The organism is Kitasatospora sp. NPDC034533, assembly GCF_055575155.1.
This window is the reverse complement of record NZ_JBVITE010000002.1, coordinates 78,729-95,762: the sequence shown is the minus strand read 5'-3', so window position 1 is coordinate 95,762 and position 17,034 is coordinate 78,729. Positions and strand designations below refer to the sequence as shown.

Here is a 17,034-nt window from a genome sequence, read left to right as displayed (position 1 = left end):
TGGACAAAATTCGGGCTCTGACCTGCGGAAACGGGGTTATCCACGGTTTCCACAGGCCCTACTACTACCACTACACATTTAGACCCCGGACTTGCTTTCAAAGTGGGTGGGCCCCGAATCTGTGGACAACCGGGCCCCGACACCTGTTCGGGTCGCTTCCGCCCGTCTGCCCCGTCTGTCGGCGGAGTACGTCAGACTGTCCTTGCGACTGGAAGCGGAGCGGCACAGCTCGGTGGACAGCCAGACCGACGATCAAGATCAGACGAACCAGAGTGCGAGCGGGAGCGCTCGATCCAGGAGGCGGTTACCGGTGAAGTTCCGGGTGGAGCGTGACGTCCTCGCGGAGGCGGTGGCCTGGGCTGCTCGCAGCCTCCCGGCACGGCCGCCGGTGCCGGTGCTGGCCGGCCTGCTGCTGACCGCGCAGGAGGGCAGCCTGGCGCTGTCCGGCTTCGACTACGAGGTCTCGGCCCGGGTCGAGCTGGAGGCGGACGTCGAGGAGGCCGGCACCGTCCTGGTCTCCGGCCGGCTGCTGAACGACATCTCCCGCAACCTCCCCAACCGGCCGGTGGAGATCTCCACCGACGGCCAGCGGGTCAGCGTGGTCTGCGGCAGCTCCCGCTTCACCCTCCCCACCCTCCCGGTGGACGAGTACCCCGCGCTCCCGCAGATGCCGACCGCCACCGGCACCGTCTCCGGTGACGTCTTCGCCTCCGCCGTCAGCCAGGCCGCGGTCGCGGCCGGCCGGGACGACACCCTCCCGGTGCTCACCGGTGTGCGGGTCGAGATCGAGGGCGACCGGATCACGCTGGCCGCCACCGACCGCTACCGCTTCGCCGTCCGCGAGCTGCTGTGGAAGCCCGAGCAGTCGGACATCTCCGCCGTCGCGCTGGTCCCGGCCAAGACGCTCCAGGACATCGCCAAGTCCCTCGGCAGCGGCGACAACGTCTCCATCGCGCTCTCCTCGGGCGGCGCGGGCGAGGGCCTGATCGGCTTCGAGGGCGCCGGCCGCCGGACGACGACCCGGCTGCTGGAGGGCGAGTTCCCCAAGTTCCGCAGCCTGTTCCCGACGGAGTTCAACGCCGTCGCCGCGATCCAGACCCAGCCCTTCCTGGAGGCGCTCAAGCGCGTCTCGCTGGTCGCCGAGCGCAACACCCCGGTCCGCCTGAACTTCGAGGAGGGCGTGCTGACCCTGGAGGCCGGCTCGGGCGACGACGCCCAGGCCACCGAGCGGATCGAGGCCTCCCTGGAGGGCGACGCCATCTCGATCGCCTTCAACCCGGGCTACCTGGAGGAGGGCCTCAAGGCCATCGACTCCCCCTTCGCCCAGCTCAGCTTCACCACCCCGACCAAGCCGGCGCTGCTCAGCGGCAAGGTCTCGGTGGACGCCGAGGAGGACAAGGCCTACCAGTACCTGATCATGCCGGTCCGCCTCTCCGGCTGACATCCGGGCCGGCGTGATCCCGGGGTGTGGGGGCCGCCCCCCACAGGGCACAGCATGCCGGTCCGCCTCTCCGGCTGATCCCCAGCCCGCTCTTCCGTCCACAGGCTGTGCACACCCGCTGTGCACAGCCTGTGGACGTCTCCCCCGGCCGGCTCGATCGCAGGCGGCCGGACCCAGCGCAGCGCGTAGGCTCAAGGAGTGCGGCAACGGCGCCGCCGGCAGGCACGTCACCACAGGTAAGGACTTGGTCATGGAGCTCGGCCTCATCGGTCTCGGCAAGATGGGCGGCAACATGCGCGAGCGGATCCGCCGCGCCGGCCACACCGTCATCGGTTACGACCGCAACCCGGACATCTCCGACGTCGAGAGCCTCCAGGAGCTCGTCACCAAGCTCCAGGGCCCCCGCGTGGTCTGGGTCATGGTCCCGGCGGGCGCCGCCACCCAGGCGACCGTCGACGAGCTCGCCGAGCTGCTCTCCCCCGGCGACGTGGTGGTCGACGGCGGCAACTCCCGCTGGACCGACGACGTCAAGCACGCCGAGGCGCTGGCCGCCAAGGGCATCGGCTTCGTCGACTGCGGCGTCTCCGGCGGCGTCTGGGGCCTGGAGAACGGTTACGCGCTGATGTACGGCGGCGACGCCGAGCACGTCGCCAAGGTCCAGCCCATCTTCCAGGCGCTCAAGCCCGAGGGCGAGTTCGGCAGCGTGCACGCGGGCGCGGTCGGCGCCGGCCACTTCGCCAAGATGGTCCACAACGGCATCGAGTACGCGATGATGCAGGCCTTCGCCGAGGGCTGGGAGCTGCTGGAGGCCGCCCCCGAGGTCACCGACGTGCGCGAGGTCTTCCGCAGCTGGCAGGAGGGCACCGTCATCCGCTCCTGGCTGCTCGACCTGGCCGTCAACGCCCTGGACGAGGACGAGCACCTGGACAAGCTGCGCGGCTGGGCCGCCGACTCCGGCGAGGGCCGCTGGACCGTTGAGGCGGCGATCGACCACGCCGTCCCGCTGCCGGCGATCACCGCCTCGCTGTTCGCCCGCTTCGCCTCCCGCCAGGACGACTCGCCGCAGATGAAGATGATCGCCGCGCTGCGCAACCAGTTCGGCGGCCACGCGGTCGAGTCCAAGTAACCAGCAGCTCCTCCACAGAAGGCGGGCGCAGTCCACAGCCATGCACGTCGCGCATCTGTCGCTCGCCGACTTCCGGTCGTACGCCCGGGCCGAGGTTCCCCTCGACCCGGGCGTGACCGCCTTCGTCGGGCCGAACGGCCAGGGCAAGACCAACCTGGTCGAGGCGATCGGCTACGTCGCCACCCTGGGCAGCCACCGGGTGGCCACCGACGCCCCGCTGGTCCGGCTGGGCGCCGAGCGGGCGGTGATCCGCATCTCGGTGGTGGACCGGGGCCGCTCCACCCTGGTCGAGCTGGAGCTCACCCCGGGCAAGGCCAACCGGGCCCGGATCAACCGCTCCGACAACGTCCGCCCGCGCGACGTGCTGGGCCTGCTGCGCACCGTGCTGTTCGCCCCCGAGGACCTCAGCCTGGTCAAGGGCGACCCGGGTGAGCGGCGGCGCTTCCTGGACGAGCTGCTGACCGCCCGGGCTCCCCGGCTGGCCGGGGTGCGGCAGGACTACGAGCGGGTCCTCAAGCAGCGCAACGCCCTGTTGAAGACCGCCGCGATGGCCCGCCGGGCCGGCGGCGGCAAGGGCGCCGACCTGTCCACCCTGGAGGTCTGGGACGGCCACCTGGCCCGCGCCGGCGCCGAGTTGACGGCCTTCCGGATCCAGCTGGTGGCCGCCCTGCAACCGCTGGTGACGGCCGCCTACGGGCAGCTGGCCCCCGGCGGCGGCGAGACCGCCCTGGAGTACCGCAGCTCCTTCGAGGGCGAGCTGCCGACCAGCCGCGAGCAGGCCGAGGAGCAGCTGCTGGACGCGCTGCGGGCGGTGCGCCGGCAGGAGGTCGAGCGCGGCGTCACCCTGGTCGGCCCGCACCGCGACGAGCTGGTGCTCAAGCTCGGCCCGCTGCCCGCCAAGGGCTACGCCAGCCACGGCGAGTCCTGGTCGTACGCGCTGGCGCTGCGGCTGGCCTCGTACGAGCTGCTGCGCGCCGACGGCGGTGAACCGGTGCTGATCCTGGACGACGTCTTCGCCGAACTGGACGCCGCCCGCCGCGACCGGCTGGCCGAGCTGGTGGCCGACGGCGAGCAGGTGCTGGTGACGGCGGCGGTCGCCGAGGACGTGCCGAAGGCGCTGGCCGGCGCCCGGTTCGCGGTCTCCGACGGCGCGGTGCGCCGGATCGACGCCTGACCGCTCCCCCCGTACCCCCGCCGCCGGGCGCACCCGGCGGCCCGTCCCGTGTGCGCTCCCGTACGCTGGACCGTTCAGCGTTGTCCACAGGCTGGGGAAAGGAGATCGCCGTGAGCGAGCCGGCGGAGCACTCCCCCAGGCCGGGCGCTTCCAAGCCCGGTGTCCCCGGACCCGCTGTCCCCGAGCCCGGCGCGTCCGAGGCCGGTGCCCCGCGGCCGACCGGCGCCGACCTCGCCCGCTCCGCGCTGCGGGCGGCCCGGGCCCAGGCCCGCCAGCGCGGTGAGCAGGTCCGGGAGAAGCGCGAGGCGAAGCGGCACGGACTGCGCAGCGGCGCCCGCTCGGACGGCCGGGACCCGGTCCCGCTGGGTGCCGCGCTGAACCGATTGCTGACCGAGCGCGGCTGGGAGTCCTCGGCCGCGGTCGGCGGGGTGATGGGCCGCTGGCCGCAGATCGTCGGCCCGGACATCGCCGCGCACTGCCACCCCTCCTCCTACGACGAGGCCGCCGCGGTGCTCACCGTGCAGTGCGACTCCACCGCCTGGGCCACTCAACTACGCTGGCTGTCAAGGCAGTTGGTGGCACGTCTGAACCACGAGCTGGGCCACGGGACGGTCCGGACCATCAAGGTGCTCGGCCCGGCGGCGCCCGCCCGCGGCTACGGCCGGCTGCGCGCGCCGGGGAGCAAGGGGCCGGGCGACACCTGGGGCTGACCGGGGCCTCGGCCGGTCCCCCGGGAGCGCGGACCGGATGGCGATCTTCCGGAACCCCTGACAGCCCTTCCAGGCGCCCTGGGCCCCCCGGTCGAGTATCGGGACATGTGCAGAGGGGATTCAGGGCGGCGTATCTGCCCTCAAGGGCTGCCAAACGCCCATCTCTGTCAGTCGTACCGGTAGACTGAAAGCCAAACACTGTTGCTAGTGGCAACCGAGTCAGAACGCTGTGGTCGCACGCCCGCCCGCACGGGATTGGGGATGCGGCCCGTGCTGTGCCAGAGAGGGCGCTTCGTGGCCGATTCCGGCAACCCCAGCCAGACCCCAGACCAGACCGATCAGGGCGAGAAGTCCTACAACGCCAGCAACATCCAGGTGCTGGAGGGCCTCGACGCCGTCCGCAAGCGTCCCGGCATGTACATCGGCTCGACCGGTGAGCGTGGCCTGCACCACCTGGTGCAGGAGGTCGTGGACAACTCCGTCGACGAGGCCATGGCCGGGCACGCGGACACCATCGAGGTCACGATCCTGCCGGACGGCGGCGTGCGGGTGGCCGACAACGGGCGCGGCATCCCGGTCGGCATCGTCCCCGGGCAGGAGAAGCCGGCCGTCGAGGTCGTGCTCACCGTGCTGCACGCGGGCGGCAAGTTCGGCGGCGGCGGGTACGCGGTCTCCGGCGGTCTGCACGGCGTCGGCGTCTCGGTGGTGAACGCGCTCTCCACCAGGCTCGCGGTGGAGATCCACACCGAAGGCCACATCTGGACCCAGGACTACAAGATGGGCGCCCCGACCGCCCCCCTGGCCAAGGGCGCGGAGACCGACCGCACCGGCACCACGGTGACCTTCTGGGCCGACGGCGACATCTTCGAGACCACCGTCTACTCCTTCGAGACGCTCTCCCGCCGCTTCCAGGAGATGGCCTTCCTCAACAAGGGCCTGTCCATCTCGCTGACCGACGAGCGCCCCGAGCACGTGGACGAGGAGGGCAAGCCGCTCTCCGTCACGTACAAGTACGACGGCGGCATCGCCGACTTCGTCGCCCACCTCAACTCCCGCAAGGGCGAGGTCATCCACCCCTCGGTCATCGACTTCGAGGCGGAGGACAAGGACAAGGCGATCTCGGTGGAGGTCGCGATGCAGTGGAACTCCTCCTACACCGAGGGGGTCTACAGCTTCGCCAACACCATCCACACCCACGGCGGCGGTACCCACGAGGAGGGCTTCCGCGCCGCGCTGACCGGCCTCGTCAACCGCTACGCGCGGGACAAGAAGCTGCTCCGCGAGAAGGACGACAACCTCTCCGGCGAGGACATCCGCGAGGGCCTGACCGCGATCATCTCGGTCAAGCTCGGCGAGCCGCAGTTCGAGGGCCAGACCAAGGACAAGCTCGGCAACACCGAGGCCAAGACCTTCGTCCAGAAGGTCGTCCACGAGCAGCTCAACGACTGGCTGGACCGCAACCCCAACGAGGCCGCGGACATCATCCGCAAGTCCATCCAGGCCGCCACCGCGCGCGTCGCCGCCCGCAAGGCCCGCGACCTCACCCGCCGCAAGGGCCTGCTGGAGTCCGCCTCGCTGCCGGGCAAGCTCTCCGACTGCCAGTCCAAGGACCCGTCCGAGTGCGAGATCTTCATCGTCGAGGGTGACTCCGCCGGCGGCTCGGCCAAGCAGGGCCGCGACCCGCGCACCCAGGCCATCCTGCCGATCCGCGGCAAGATCCTGAACGTCGAGAAGGCCCGGATCGACAAGGTCCTCCAGAACACCGAGGTCCAGGCGCTGATCTCGGCGTTCGGCTGCGGCATCCAGGAGGACTACGACGAGTCCAAGCTGCGGTACCACAAGATCGTCCTGATGGCCGACGCCGACGTCGACGGACAGCACATCCGCACCCTGCTGCTGACCCTGCTGTTCCGCTTCATGCGGCCGCTGGTCGAGTCCGGGTACGTCTACCTCGCGATGCCGCCGCTGTACAAGATCAAGTGGGGCAAGGACGACTTCGAGTACGCCTACTCCGACCGCGAGCGCGACGCACTGGTCGCCGCCGGCGTGGAGGCCGGGCGCCGGCTGCCCAAGGACGACGCGATCCAGCGCTTCAAGGGTCTCGGCGAGATGAACGCCGAGGAGCTGCGCGTCACCACCATGGACGCCGAGCACCGGCTGCTTCTCCAGGTCACCCTGGAGGACGCCGCCCGCGCCGACGAGCTGTTCTCCGTGCTGATGGGCGAGGACGTCGAGGCCCGCCGCTCCTTCATCCAGCGCAACGCCAAGGACGTCCGCTTCCTGGACGTGTGACGCCTGCACCCCAGGCCCCGCACGTTCCAGTCCGCGTGAAAGGAAACTGACCACCAGTGGTCGACGACAACCGTCCCGAAGGCGACCAGCCCGAGACGCCCGAGGCCGCCGAGGCCACCGCCCAGGCGACCATGCGCATCGAGCCGGTCGAGCTCGAGACCGAGATGCAGCGCTCGTACCTCGACTACGCGATGAGCGTGATCGTCAGCCGTGCGCTGCCCGAGGTCCGCGACGGCCTCAAGCCGGTGCACCGCCGCGTGCTCTACGCGATGTACGACGGCGGGTACCGCCCCGAGAAGGGCTACTACAAGTGCGCCCGCGTCGTCGGCGACGTCATGGGCAACTACCACCCGCACGGTGACACCTCGATCTACGACACCGTGGTCCGCCTGGCCCAGCCGTGGTCGATGCGGATGCCGCTGGTGGACGGCAACGGCAACTTCGGCTCCCCGGGCAACGACCCGGCGGCGGCGATGCGCTACACCGAGTGCAAGATGATGCCGCTGGCCATGGAGATGATGCGCGACATCGACGAGGAGACCGTCGACTTCGCGCCGAACTACGACGGCCGCTCGCAGGAGCCGACCGTCCTGCCCGCGCGCTTCCCCAACCTGCTGGTCAACGGTGCCACCGGCATCGCGGTCGGCATGGCCACCAACATCCCGCCGCACAACCTCCGCGAGGTCGCCTCCGGCGCGCTCTGGTACCTGGAGAACCCGGAGGCCTCCGCCGAGGAGCTGCTGGACGCCCTGGTCGAGCGGATCAAGGGCCCCGACTTCCCCACCGGCGCGCTGATCGTCGGCCGCCGCGGGATCGACGACTACTACCGCACCGGCCGCGGCTCCGTCACCATGCGGGCCGTGGTCGAGGTCGAGGAGATCCAGGGCCGCCAGTGCCTGGTGATCACCGAGCTGCCGTACCAGGTCAACCCGGACAACCTCGCGCTGAAGATCGCCGACCTGGTCAAGGACGGCAAGATCGCCGGCATCGCCGACGTCCGCGACGAGTCCTCGGCCCGCACCGGCACCCGCCTGGTGGTCGTGCTCAAGCGCGACGCGGTCGCCAAGGTCGTGCTGAACAACCTGTACAAGCACACCGAGCTCCAGACCAACTTCGGCGCCAACATGCTGGCCCTGGTCGACGGCGTGCCGCGCACCCTGTCACTGGACGCCTTCATCCGGCACTGGGTCAACCACCAGGTCGAGGTCATCGTCCGGCGCACCCGGTTCCGGCTGCGCAAGGCCGAGGAGCGCGCCCACATCCTGCGCGCCCTGCTCAAGGCCCTGGACCTGATCGACGACGTCATCGCGCTGATCCGGGCCTCGGCCAGCGCCGACGCCGCCCGCACCGGCCTGATGGGCCTGCTCGACATCGACGAGCTCCAGGCCAACGCCATCCTCGAGATGCAGCTGCGCCGCCTGGCCGCCCTGGAGCGCCAGCGGATCACGGACGAGCACGACGAGCTCCAGCGCAAGATCGACGAGTACAACGCGATCCTGGCCTCGCCGACCCGCCAGCGGGAGATCATCTCCGAGGAGCTCACCGCGATCGTCGAGAAGTACGGCGACGAGCGGCGCTCCACCCTCATCCCGTCCGACGGCGACCTCTCCATCGAGGACCTCATCGCCGAGGAGGACATCGTCGTCACGATCACCCGTGGCGGCTACGTCAAGCGGACCCGCTCCGACCTCTACCGCTCGCAGAAGCGCGGCGGCAAGGGCGTGCGCGGTGCCCAGCTCAAGCAGGACGACATCGTCGACCACTTCTTCGTGACGACGACCCACAACTGGATCCTGTTCTTCACCAACAAGGGCCGGGTCTACCGGGCCAAGGGCTACGAGCTGCCGGACGCCGGGCGCGACGCCCGCGGCCAGCACGTGGCCAACCTGCTGGCCTTCCAGCCGGAGGAGCACATCACCCAGGTGATGGCCGTGCGCACCTACGAGGACAAGCCGTACCTGGTCCTCGCCACCCGGGCCGGCCTGGTGAAGAAGTCCGCGCTCAAGGACTACGACTCCCCGCGCTCCGGCGGCCTGATCGCGATCAACCTGCGCCAGGACGAGGAGGGCCGGGACGACGAGCTGATCGGCGCCGAGCTGGTCTCCGCCGAGGACGACCTGCTGCTGGTCTCCAAGAAGGCCCAGTCGATCCGCTTCACCGCGACCGACGACGCCCTCCGGCCCACCGGCCGCGCCACCTCCGGCGTCAAGGGCATGGCCTTCCGCGAGGACGACGAACTGCTCTCGATGAACGTCGTCCGTCCGGGTACCTACGTCTTCACCGCCACTGACGGCGGGTACGCCAAGCGCACCGGTGTGGACGAGTACCGTGTCCAGGGACGCGGCGGCTACGGCACCAAGGCGGCGAAGATCGTCGAAGGCCGCGGCTCGCTGGTCGGCGCGCTCGTGGTCGACGAGTCCGACGAGATCATGGCGATCACCCTCTCGGGTGGGGTGATCCGCACGAGGGTTTCCGAGGTTCGTGAAACCGGACGTGACACCATGGGCGTCCAACTGATCAACCTCGGAAAGCGCGACGCGGTCGTGGGCATGGCCCGCAACGCGGAGGCCGAGGACGAGGAGACTGCGGAGGACGAGGTGGCGGGTACCGAGTCCACCGAGACGGCCGAGGGCGCGGCGACGGCGGTCGACGGAGACGTCGAGGCCTGAACCGAACCGCAGACCGGTGCCGTCGCGTCCAACGGATGGGCGCGGCGGCACCGGACGCCGACCAGTTCCGGGCAATCCCGCCGGGCGCTGGGTGACGAGTGACGAAGCAGGGCGGCGCCGCCGTCCTGGTGGGAAGTGCGGGAGGACCAGGTGAGTGGAGCCACGGGTGCTGCGGGAGGAACCTCCGGCGGCCGTCCGGGCGCGCAGGGCGGGGGATCGTACGGCGTCCCGCAGCCGCCGAACGAGCACTCGACCGCGTCCACCTCGCTGATGCCGCCGACCGGTGGAGCGGGCCAGACCGGTGCCGGCGGCTTCTCGCAGCCCACCACGTACGCCAAGGGCCAGCCGACCCCGGCCCGGGGCACCCGGGTCCAGGGCGGCAACACCCCGCCCGGCGGGACCCCGGTGGTCGGCCCCGGCGGCGCGGGAGCGGCGCGCCGCCCCGCCGGTCCCCCCGCGGCCGGCGGCCCCGGGCTCGGCCGGACCCGCAAGGCCCGGCTGCGGGTGACCAAGGTCGACCCGTGGTCCGTGATGAAGGTCAGCTTCCTGCTGTCGCTGGCCGTCGGCATCATCATCATCGTGGCCGCGGCGGTGCTGTGGATGACGCTGGACTCGCTCGGCGTCTTCGACTCGCTGACCAAGACCCTCAAGGACGTCACCGGCTCGGACAGCAACGGCGGCGTCAACCTGATGGACTACGTGGGCTTCGGCAAGGTGATGACCTTCACCACGCTGATCGCCGTCGTCGACGTCGTCCTGCTGACCGCCCTGTCCACGCTCTCCGCGTTCATCTACAACGCGGCGGCCGGCTTCACCGGCGGCGTGGAGCTCACCCTGGCCGAGGAGGACTGATTCCGGCCAGATCCTGACTGGTATTCAGTTCGCCGTCCACGGGCGGAATGCACGGACCCCGGCTGTTGTTCCAGCCTGGGGTCCGTCGGCATTTCGGGTGACAGCCGGTGGCCCGCGGCGCGCCGCCCGGAAACCGGGCACCCGCCGTGGGCTTAGCTGGTGCCGCCCGTCCCGCGCCTGGGAGTGCCGCCGACCGCCCCGGTCCGCCCGACCGGGGCAGCAGGTTTCCACAGGACGACTGGACGGAGGCGCGCGGTGGCGAAGCTCGCAGGTCAACTGGTCGAGGCCCTGGAAGGGCTGTTGGGGGTCCCGGTACCACTGCGGGTGCAGGCCTGGGACGGCAGCGTCGCCGGGCCTCCGGGAGCGCCCACCGTGGTGCTGCGCAACCGCCGGGCGCTGCGCCGGCTGGTCTGGCGGCCGGACGAGCTGGGCCTGGCCCGCGCCTACGTCGCGGGGGACCTGGACCTCGCCCCCGGCACCGACCTGTACGAGACGCTCTCCGCCGTCGCCCGCTTCGCCGAGCTGCCGGAGATCCGCACCCGGGAGCTGGGGCCGCGCGAGGTCCTCGGCGCGCCGGGCCGCCGGGTGCTCGCCGCCGCGCTGCGGGCCGGGGCGATCGGCCTCGAACCGGAGCCGCCCCGGGAGGAGGCCCGCACGGCCCGGGGGCGGCTGCACAGCCGCAGCCGGGACCGCGAGGCCATCAGCCACCACTACGACGTCGGGAACGACTTCTACCGCCTCGTGCTGGGCTCCTCGATGGTCTACTCGTGCGCCTACTGGACGCCGGAGGCGAAGAGCCTGGAGGCCGCCCAGGAGGCCAAGCTCGACCTGATCTGCCGCAAGCTCGGCCTGAGGCCCGGAATGCGCCTGCTGGACGTCGGCTGCGGCTGGGGCTCGCTGCTGCTGCACGCCGCCGAGCACTACGGGGTCACCGCGGTCGGCGTCTCCATCTCCAAGGAGCAGGTCGCGCTGGCCCGCGCCCGGGTGGAGGAGGCCGGCCTGTCCGACCGGGTGGAGGTCCGCCTCCAGGACTACCGGGAGGTCGTGGACGGCCCCTTCGACGCGATCTCCAGCGTCGGGATGGCCGAGCACGTCGGCTCCGAGCAGTACCGGATCTACGCCGAGGGCCTGTACCGGTTGCTGGTGCCCGGCGGCCGGCTGCTCAACCACCAGATCGCCCGGCGCCCCGACCGCCCCGGCGAACCGCACCGCACCAGCCCCTTCATCGACCGCTACGTCTTTCCGGACGGCGAGCTCTCCCCCGTCGGTTCCACCGTGGCCCGGCTGGAGGAGGCCGGATTCGAGGTCCGGGACGTCGAGTCGCTGCGCGAGCACTACGGGCTGACCCTGCGCGAGTGGGTGGCCAACCTGGAGGCGCACTGGACGGAGGCGGTCCGGCTGGTCGGCCTCGGCCGGGCCCGGGTCTGGCGGCTGTACATGGCGGCCTCCGCGCTCGCCTTCGAGCAGAACCGGATCGGGGTCAACCAGGTCCTCGCCGTACGCAGCACCGAGGAGGGCGCGGCGGGCCTGCCGCCGACCCGCGAGGAGTGGCTGGTGCGCCCCTCCGCCGCCGCGCCGGGGCTGGTCACGGGGGGCGTTGCCGCGGCCCCGGCCGATACGGATTTGGGAGATCGGCGGTCGGTCCGCTAATCTTTCAGTGCGGCAAGGGCCTATAGCTCAGACGGTTAGAGCGCTTCCCTGATAAGGAAGAGGCCACAGGTTCAAGTCCTGTTAGGCCCACAACCGCGAAGGGCCCGGAGTGATCCACTCCGGGCCCTTCGACACTTCCCGAGATCGGGCGGGCCACCGGTGCGGCCGGAGTCCGGTACGATCTCTGTTCGGTGAGGGCCTATAGCTCAGACGGTTAGAGCGCTTCCCTGATAAGGAAGAGGCCACAGGTTCAAGTCCTGTTAGGCCCACCTCCACGAAGGGCCCGGAGTGATCCACTCCGGGCCCTTCGGCGTCTTCGTCGGCGGGCCGGGGCCGTCCGCCCGGCCTCGGGGGCCTCCGGGCCGCTCCATTCGGCGGCCGGGGCGGCGGCCGGGAGCCGCGGCGTCAATCCTGGGACCGGACCGCCGGGTTGGCCGTGCCGGTGGCTGGTCACGATTGGGACACCGGTGTGTATCATCGGCCGCAAGGGCAGTCTGGCACCCGGTCCGCCCGTTCGAGCTCGAAACACCATCTGGACTCGTCGGCCCGGTCATTCCGCCGGATCCCGCTCTTGAGTCCACCAACGCAAGAAGGACGAGGTCCCGCGGTGAAGAAGCTTCTCCTGGTCGCCCTGGTCGCCCTCGGCGGCTTCTTTGTCTACCGTCAGGTCCAGGCGGACCGCGCCGAGCAGGACCTGTGGACCGAGGCCACCGACCCGGTCCCGGCCGGTCGCTGAGCCCCGGGCGATCTGACGATCGACGAGTTCCGGAGGCGCCGGACGGCGCCTCCCGGGCCGGCCGGCCCGGTCGCCGAACCGGACCGGCCGACCCCATGGAACGGCACTTTTCCAGGGGGACGGCGCTGGGAACCGCGCCGGAACCCGGTACGCTAGTGCCCGTTGGCACGCGCGGTGCCGTCGAGGGGCATTAGCTCAGTTGGTAGAGCGCTGCCTTTGCAAGGCAGATGTCAGGAGTTCGAGTCTCCTATGCTCCACAGCCCACAGCGGTAACCAAGAGGCCGCTGACCGGAAATTCCGGTCAGCGGCCTCTCGGCTTTCCCGGGGACCTCCGCGCGGTCAGGACGGCCGGGGGCCGTCCCCGGCGGCGGGACCGTCGTCCTCGGTGGCCGGGGCCTCGCCGGCTTCGGAGCCGTTCACCGGGGCGGAGGCGGCGTGGGCGCCGGCCGGGCCGGGCTCCTGCACGGCCGGGGGCTCGACCAGCCACTCCGGGTTGCTGTGCCGGCGCCACCACTGCCAGGCCACGAGGCCGCTGCCGATCGCCAGCAGGCCGGCCACGGCGAGGCCGGTGGCCAGGCGGTTGCAGTGTTCCTTCCTGGCGTTCCGGGCGGCGAGCTCGCTGATCTCGGCCGAGCTGACGTTGCCCTGGAGGGCGGTCAGCGCGGCGGCGCCGCGGGCCTGGGCCTCGTGGGCCATCGGGCCGACGGTGGTGCGGGCCTGGTCGACCGCCTGGGCGACCTTGGGGCCGACGGTGGAGCGCGCCTGGTCGGCGGCCCGGGCGGCGGACAGGCGGGCCGCCAGAGCGGCCTCCTGGGCCCGGTGGAGGGCCTTCAGGGTGTTCTGCTGGGCCTCCGGCGGCAGGCTGGCGAAGGCCTGGCCGAACTGGGGGGCCAGATGCTTGTCGTACTGGCTGCGGAGATTGTGGGCGGCCTGGGAGGCCTTCGGGCCGAAGGCGTCCAAGGCCGGGCCGAGGCGCTGCTTGGCGCCGTCCGCGAACTGCGCGGCGGTGTCCCGGGTCCTGGTGGCCGTCTCTCGGGCTGAATCCGAAAAGCTCACGAGTCTCTCCTCCTGGGTGGCGTCCTTTATGCACATATCCACCTGAATGCTGATCATGCATCCTGATTTGTTCCGTGGCATGTCGGGATGGGCCGGGCGTGGGGCCCTGCGGGGGCGGGGGTGAGGGGGAGGGGAGGGTGCGGCGGTGGTCGGGATGGGCCGGGCGTGGGGCCCTGCGGGGGGTGGGGGTGAGGGGGAGGGGAGGGTGCGGCGGTGGTCGGGATGGGCCGGGCGTGGGGCCCTGCGGGGGGTGGGGGTGAGGGGGAGGGGAAGGTGCGGCGGCGGTCGGGATGGGCCAGGCGTCGGGCCCTGTCGGGCCCTGTGGGGCGGCGGATGGGGTGAGGGGAGGTCGACGTCGGGACGGGCCTGGCACGGGCCTCTGCGGGGCGGCTGGGGGAGGAAGGGACGGCGGGGGCCGTGCCGGGCCCTGCGGGCGGCCGGGGGAGGCGTCGGAGGGGTGGCTCCCCAGGCACGCGGGGAGGGGCGGCGAGCCGGTGGGGCCGTGGGCGGCCTCCCGGTGGGCCGGGACCGGGCGGCGTCCGGGGGAGCCGGGCCGGGAACGGCGGTGCGGCAGTAGGCTGGCTGCTTCGGAGGTCGTGTACGGGAAGGGGACCCCGCTGATGCTCCCGGACGAGCCGCGGTCGTCGGCCGATCGCTCCCCGGAGGCCGGACTGCCCGGCTGCCACCGGCACCCGCAGACCCCCACCGGGATCTCGTGCACCCGCTGTGAGCGGCCGATCTGCCCGCAGTGCATGGTGGCCGCCTCGGTGGGCTTCCAGTGCCCGGATTGCGTCGGCGCCGGCCACGCCGGGTCGCGGCAGGCGACCACCCGGTTCGGTGGCGCCCTGGCCGCCGACGGCGGGCTGGTCACCCGGCTGCTGATCGGGATCAACATCGTGGTCTGGGTGCTGGCGGCCTACGTGCTCACTCCGCGGCTGGGCCAGACCTGGTCGCTGTTCAGCGCCGGACGGGACATCCTCGGCGGCCCGGCGGGCATCGCCGACGGCCCGCACCAGTGGTACCGGCTGCTGACCGCCACCTTCCTGCACCTGGAGTGGTGGCACGTCGGGATGAACATGCTGGTGCTGTTCTGGCTCGGCCCGACGCTGGAGCAGGCGCTCGGCCGGCTGCGCTTCCTGGCCCTCTACCTGGTCTCCGGGCTGGGCGGCAGCGCCTTCGCCTTCGTGGTGGCCGGCGACTGGATGAACTCGGTGGGCGCCTCCGGGGCGATCTTCGGGCTGATCGGCGCCACGATCGTGATACAGCTGCGGAACCGGGGCCCGCTCGGCCCGGCGATGGCGTTCCTGGTCTTCAACCTGATCGTCACCTTCTCCCGTCCGGGCATCGACTGGCGGGCGCACCTCGGCGGGCTGCTGCTCGGCTCGCTGACCGCGGCCGGCCTGATGTACGCCCCTCGCGGGCGCCGCGGGCTGGTCCAGGCGCTGGCGGTGGGGGGCGCGGTGGCGATCGAGGCGGGGATGCTGCTGGTCGGGATGGCCCTCTACGGGGCCTGACCCCTCGGACGTTTGTCCACAGCGGGTGCGGGGCTGTGCACAGGTTGTGCGGCCAACCGGGGGTGGACTGTTGTTCTACGCGTGTCCTGCTGTGCGGTTGCCCCGTTCCCGGGTGGTTGTGCACAGCTGTGGAAACTCGCGGGCGGCGGAGTTATCCACAGGCTGGGGGGACTTTTCCCCAGTGTGGATAACCATGTGGATAAGCGGGACAGTCCGATGATGGGGATGACCGGGCCGCTTTCCGGCGGCCTCCGGACACGCCTGACCGCCGCCCCGGGGCGAGCGGTCCGAAGCGGCGGGCGACGGCTCGAAACCGAGCCTCAGGACGGGCGGGCCGTCACTTCCACTGGGTGGAGACGCCGAAGCCGGCGGCGATGAAGCCGAAGCCGACCAGGATGTTCCAGTTCCGCCAGCTCTCGACCGGGTAGCTGCCGCTGGTCACGTAGTAGGTGACGATCCACACCAGCCCGATCAGGAACATCGCCAGCATCAGCGGTGCGACCCAACTGCGGCCCGAACTGATCTTCACCGCGGCCGTGGTCGGCGGGGTGTAGTCGGACTTCTTGCGGAGTCGGGACTTCGGCACGAGGAGCTCTCCTGTCGATGCGCTGTGAGACCGCGCGGAGGTGCAGCGGGTGAGTCTGCCGGTGCCGACTGCGGGAGAACGCCCTGGGGACCGCTCCGCCGCATGCCACCGGCGTCCGTTAGCGTAGTGGCTCGGCGGGTCTTGAGGAGATAAGGGTACGGTGACTAATTTGTCGATTCCCCCTGAGTCGGCCGCTGCCCGCCGCTCCGGCACCCGAATTGTCGGACGTGCCCTGACCTGCGCCGTCTTCGCGCTCGCCGGTCTGCTCTTCTACGTCAGCGCGCAGACCGCCCGCGGCACCGACCTGCGGACCGACAACTCGCTGCTCAGCCTCGGCGACGTGGTCCGCCAGCGCAGCGCGCAGAACCAGCAGGCGCAGTCCCAGCTCGCCGACCTCCAGGCCCGCGCCCAGGAGCTCACCGAGCAGCAGGGCCACGACCCGGCCGACGCCGCCCAGCTGGGCGGGTTGCGCTCCGGGGCCGCCCTGGAACCGCTCCAGGGCGGCGGGCTGACCGTCACCCTCAACGACGCCCCGCCGAACGCCACCGCCCGCATCCCCGGGGTGCCCGAGCCCGGCGTCAACGACCTGGTCATCCACCAGCAGGACATTCAGGCCGTGGTCAACGCGCTGTGGCGGGGCGGCGCCGAGGGCGTCCAGGTGATGGACCAGCGGCTGATCTCCACCAGCGCCGTCCGCTGCGTCGGCAACACCCTGCTGCTCCAGGGGCGGGTCTACTCCCCGCCGTACGTGGTCAAGGCGGTGGGCAGGACCGACGCGCTGCGCTCGGCCGTCGAGGCGGACCCGACGATCCGCAACTACCTCCAGTACGTCCAGGCGTACGGCCTGGGCTGGAAGGTCCAGGAGAGCGGGGAGCTGACCCTGCCCGGGTACTCCGGCACCGTCGAGCTGCGCTCCGCCGACGGCCGGCAGTAGCGGACCTGCCCCGCGGCCGTGGGCGGCGGGTCTACTCTTGACCCCAGTCCGCTACGTCGAGGGAGCACCATGTACGGCTGGATCTGGCGTCACCTCCCGGGTAACACCCTGGTCCGGGCCGTCATCTCGCTGCTCCTCGTGCTGGGGATCGTCTACGTCCTGTTCACCTACGTCTTCCCGTGGGCGGAACCGCTGCTCCCCTTCGGTGACGTCACGGTGGACGGCGGCGACGGCGCCGCGACCGGCTGAGCCGCCGGACCCGGCACCCCCTACCAGCACCGCACCCCACGGAGA

General features: G+C 71.6%; 14 protein-coding genes and 3 tRNA genes. 15 read left to right on the top strand and 2 right to left on the bottom strand.

What is annotated here, in order from left to right; translation table 11 throughout:
• Positions 1-310: 310 nt before the first annotated feature.
• The 12 genes from dnaN (at position 311) to ACZ55U_RS02030 (ending at position 12,907) form a co-directional block, all read left to right on the top strand.
• Positions 311-1,441 (top strand): DNA polymerase III subunit beta, encoded by a 1,131-nt coding sequence (gene dnaN, locus ACZ55U_RS02085; protein ID WP_392868688.1) that lies wholly within the window; start codon positions 311-313, stop codon positions 1,439-1,441.
• A 250-nt stretch (positions 1,442-1,691) separates the two neighbouring features.
• A complete protein-coding gene (gene gnd, locus ACZ55U_RS02080) occupies positions 1,692-2,567 on the top strand; it encodes a phosphogluconate dehydrogenase (NAD(+)-dependent, decarboxylating) (RefSeq protein ID WP_465521422.1) in 876 nt (291 codons plus the stop codon).
• A 40-nt stretch (positions 2,568-2,607) separates the two neighbouring features.
• Positions 2,608-3,741, top strand: a complete 1,134-nt coding sequence (gene recF, locus ACZ55U_RS02075) for a DNA replication/repair protein RecF (RefSeq protein WP_465521420.1) — start codon at positions 2,608-2,610, stop codon at positions 3,739-3,741.
• 245 nt (positions 3,742-3,986) lie between these two features.
• Positions 3,987-4,451, top strand: coding sequence for a DciA family protein (locus ACZ55U_RS02070; RefSeq protein ID WP_465521762.1), 465 nt, complete (start codon positions 3,987-3,989; stop codon positions 4,449-4,451).
• A 270-nt stretch (positions 4,452-4,721) separates the two neighbouring features.
• Positions 4,722-6,743 (top strand): DNA topoisomerase (ATP-hydrolyzing) subunit B, encoded by a 2,022-nt coding sequence (gyrB, locus tag ACZ55U_RS02065; RefSeq protein WP_465521418.1) that lies wholly within the window; start codon positions 4,722-4,724, stop codon positions 6,741-6,743.
• 131 nt (positions 6,744-6,874) lie between these two features.
• On the top strand, positions 6,875-9,412 hold the full coding sequence (gene gyrA / locus ACZ55U_RS02060) for a DNA gyrase subunit A (protein WP_465521760.1): 2,538 nt from the start codon (positions 6,875-6,877) through the stop codon (positions 9,410-9,412).
• Positions 9,413-9,562: 150 nt separating this feature from the next.
• Positions 9,563-10,264, top strand: coding sequence for a DUF3566 domain-containing protein (locus ACZ55U_RS02055; protein ID WP_465521416.1), 702 nt, complete (start codon positions 9,563-9,565; stop codon positions 10,262-10,264).
• Between the two features lie 255 nt (positions 10,265-10,519).
• Positions 10,520-11,914, top strand: a complete 1,395-nt coding sequence (locus tag ACZ55U_RS02050; protein ID WP_465521414.1) for a class I SAM-dependent methyltransferase — start codon at positions 10,520-10,522, stop codon at positions 11,912-11,914.
• Positions 11,915-11,930: 16 nt separating this feature from the next.
• Positions 11,931-12,004: transfer RNA gene (locus ACZ55U_RS02045), tRNA-Ile, on the top strand.
• Between the two features lie 105 nt (positions 12,005-12,109).
• A tRNA-Ile gene (locus ACZ55U_RS02040) sits at positions 12,110-12,183 on the top strand.
• A 338-nt stretch (positions 12,184-12,521) separates the two neighbouring features.
• A complete protein-coding gene (locus ACZ55U_RS02035) occupies positions 12,522-12,650 on the top strand; it encodes a DLW-39 family protein (RefSeq protein WP_014137031.1) in 129 nt (42 codons plus the stop codon).
• Positions 12,651-12,834: 184 nt separating this feature from the next.
• A tRNA-Ala gene (locus tag ACZ55U_RS02030) sits at positions 12,835-12,907 on the top strand.
• A gap of 82 nt (positions 12,908-12,989) precedes the next feature.
• On the opposite strand, the gene ACZ55U_RS02025 is transcribed toward ACZ55U_RS02030, so the two are convergent.
• Positions 12,990-13,706 carry a DUF5324 family protein gene (locus ACZ55U_RS02025; protein WP_465521412.1) on the bottom strand — a complete coding sequence of 239 codons (717 nt, stop codon included), beginning with the start codon at positions 13,704-13,706 and terminating at the stop codon, positions 12,990-12,992.
• 620 nt (positions 13,707-14,326) lie between these two features.
• On the opposite strand from ACZ55U_RS02025, the gene ACZ55U_RS02020 reads away from it, so the two are divergent.
• On the top strand, positions 14,327-15,220 hold the full coding sequence (locus tag ACZ55U_RS02020; protein WP_465521410.1) for a rhomboid family intramembrane serine protease: 894 nt from the start codon (positions 14,327-14,329) through the stop codon (positions 15,218-15,220).
• A gap of 337 nt (positions 15,221-15,557) precedes the next feature.
• On the opposite strand, the gene crgA is transcribed toward ACZ55U_RS02020, so the two are convergent.
• Entirely contained in the window at positions 15,558-15,806 is a 249-nt protein-coding gene (gene crgA / locus ACZ55U_RS02015; RefSeq protein ID WP_465521408.1) for a cell division protein CrgA, read from the bottom strand.
• A 169-nt stretch (positions 15,807-15,975) separates the two neighbouring features.
• Here crgA and ACZ55U_RS02010 point away from each other — a divergent pair, with 169 nt between their 5' ends.
• On the top strand, positions 15,976-16,740 hold the full coding sequence (locus ACZ55U_RS02010; protein ID WP_465521406.1) for a DUF881 domain-containing protein: 765 nt from the start codon (positions 15,976-15,978) through the stop codon (positions 16,738-16,740).
• A gap of 69 nt (positions 16,741-16,809) precedes the next feature.
• The gene (locus tag ACZ55U_RS02005; protein ID WP_316522182.1) at positions 16,810-16,989 is read left to right on the top strand and encodes a hypothetical protein; all 180 of its coding nucleotides are present in this window, start codon (positions 16,810-16,812) and stop codon (positions 16,987-16,989) included.
• The last annotated feature ends 45 nt before the right edge of the window (positions 16,990-17,034 follow it).

Bases quoted from the DNA above. Each gene is read 5' to 3' on its own strand.
- gnd (WP_465521422.1), top strand. From the start codon at position 1,692: ATGGAGCTCGGCCTCATCGGTCTCGGCAAGATGGGCGGCAACATGCGC.
- recF (WP_465521420.1), top strand. From the start codon at position 2,608: ATGCACGTCGCGCATCTGTCGCTCGCCGACTTCCGGTCGTACGCCCGG.
- gyrA (WP_465521760.1), top strand. From the start codon at position 6,875: ATGCGCATCGAGCCGGTCGAGCTCGAGACCGAGATGCAGCGCTCGTAC.
- ACZ55U_RS02020 (WP_465521410.1), top strand. From the start codon at position 14,327: ATGCTCCCGGACGAGCCGCGGTCGTCGGCCGATCGCTCCCCGGAGGCC.
- ACZ55U_RS02005 (WP_316522182.1), top strand. From the start codon at position 16,810: ATGTACGGCTGGATCTGGCGTCACCTCCCGGGTAACACCCTGGTCCGG.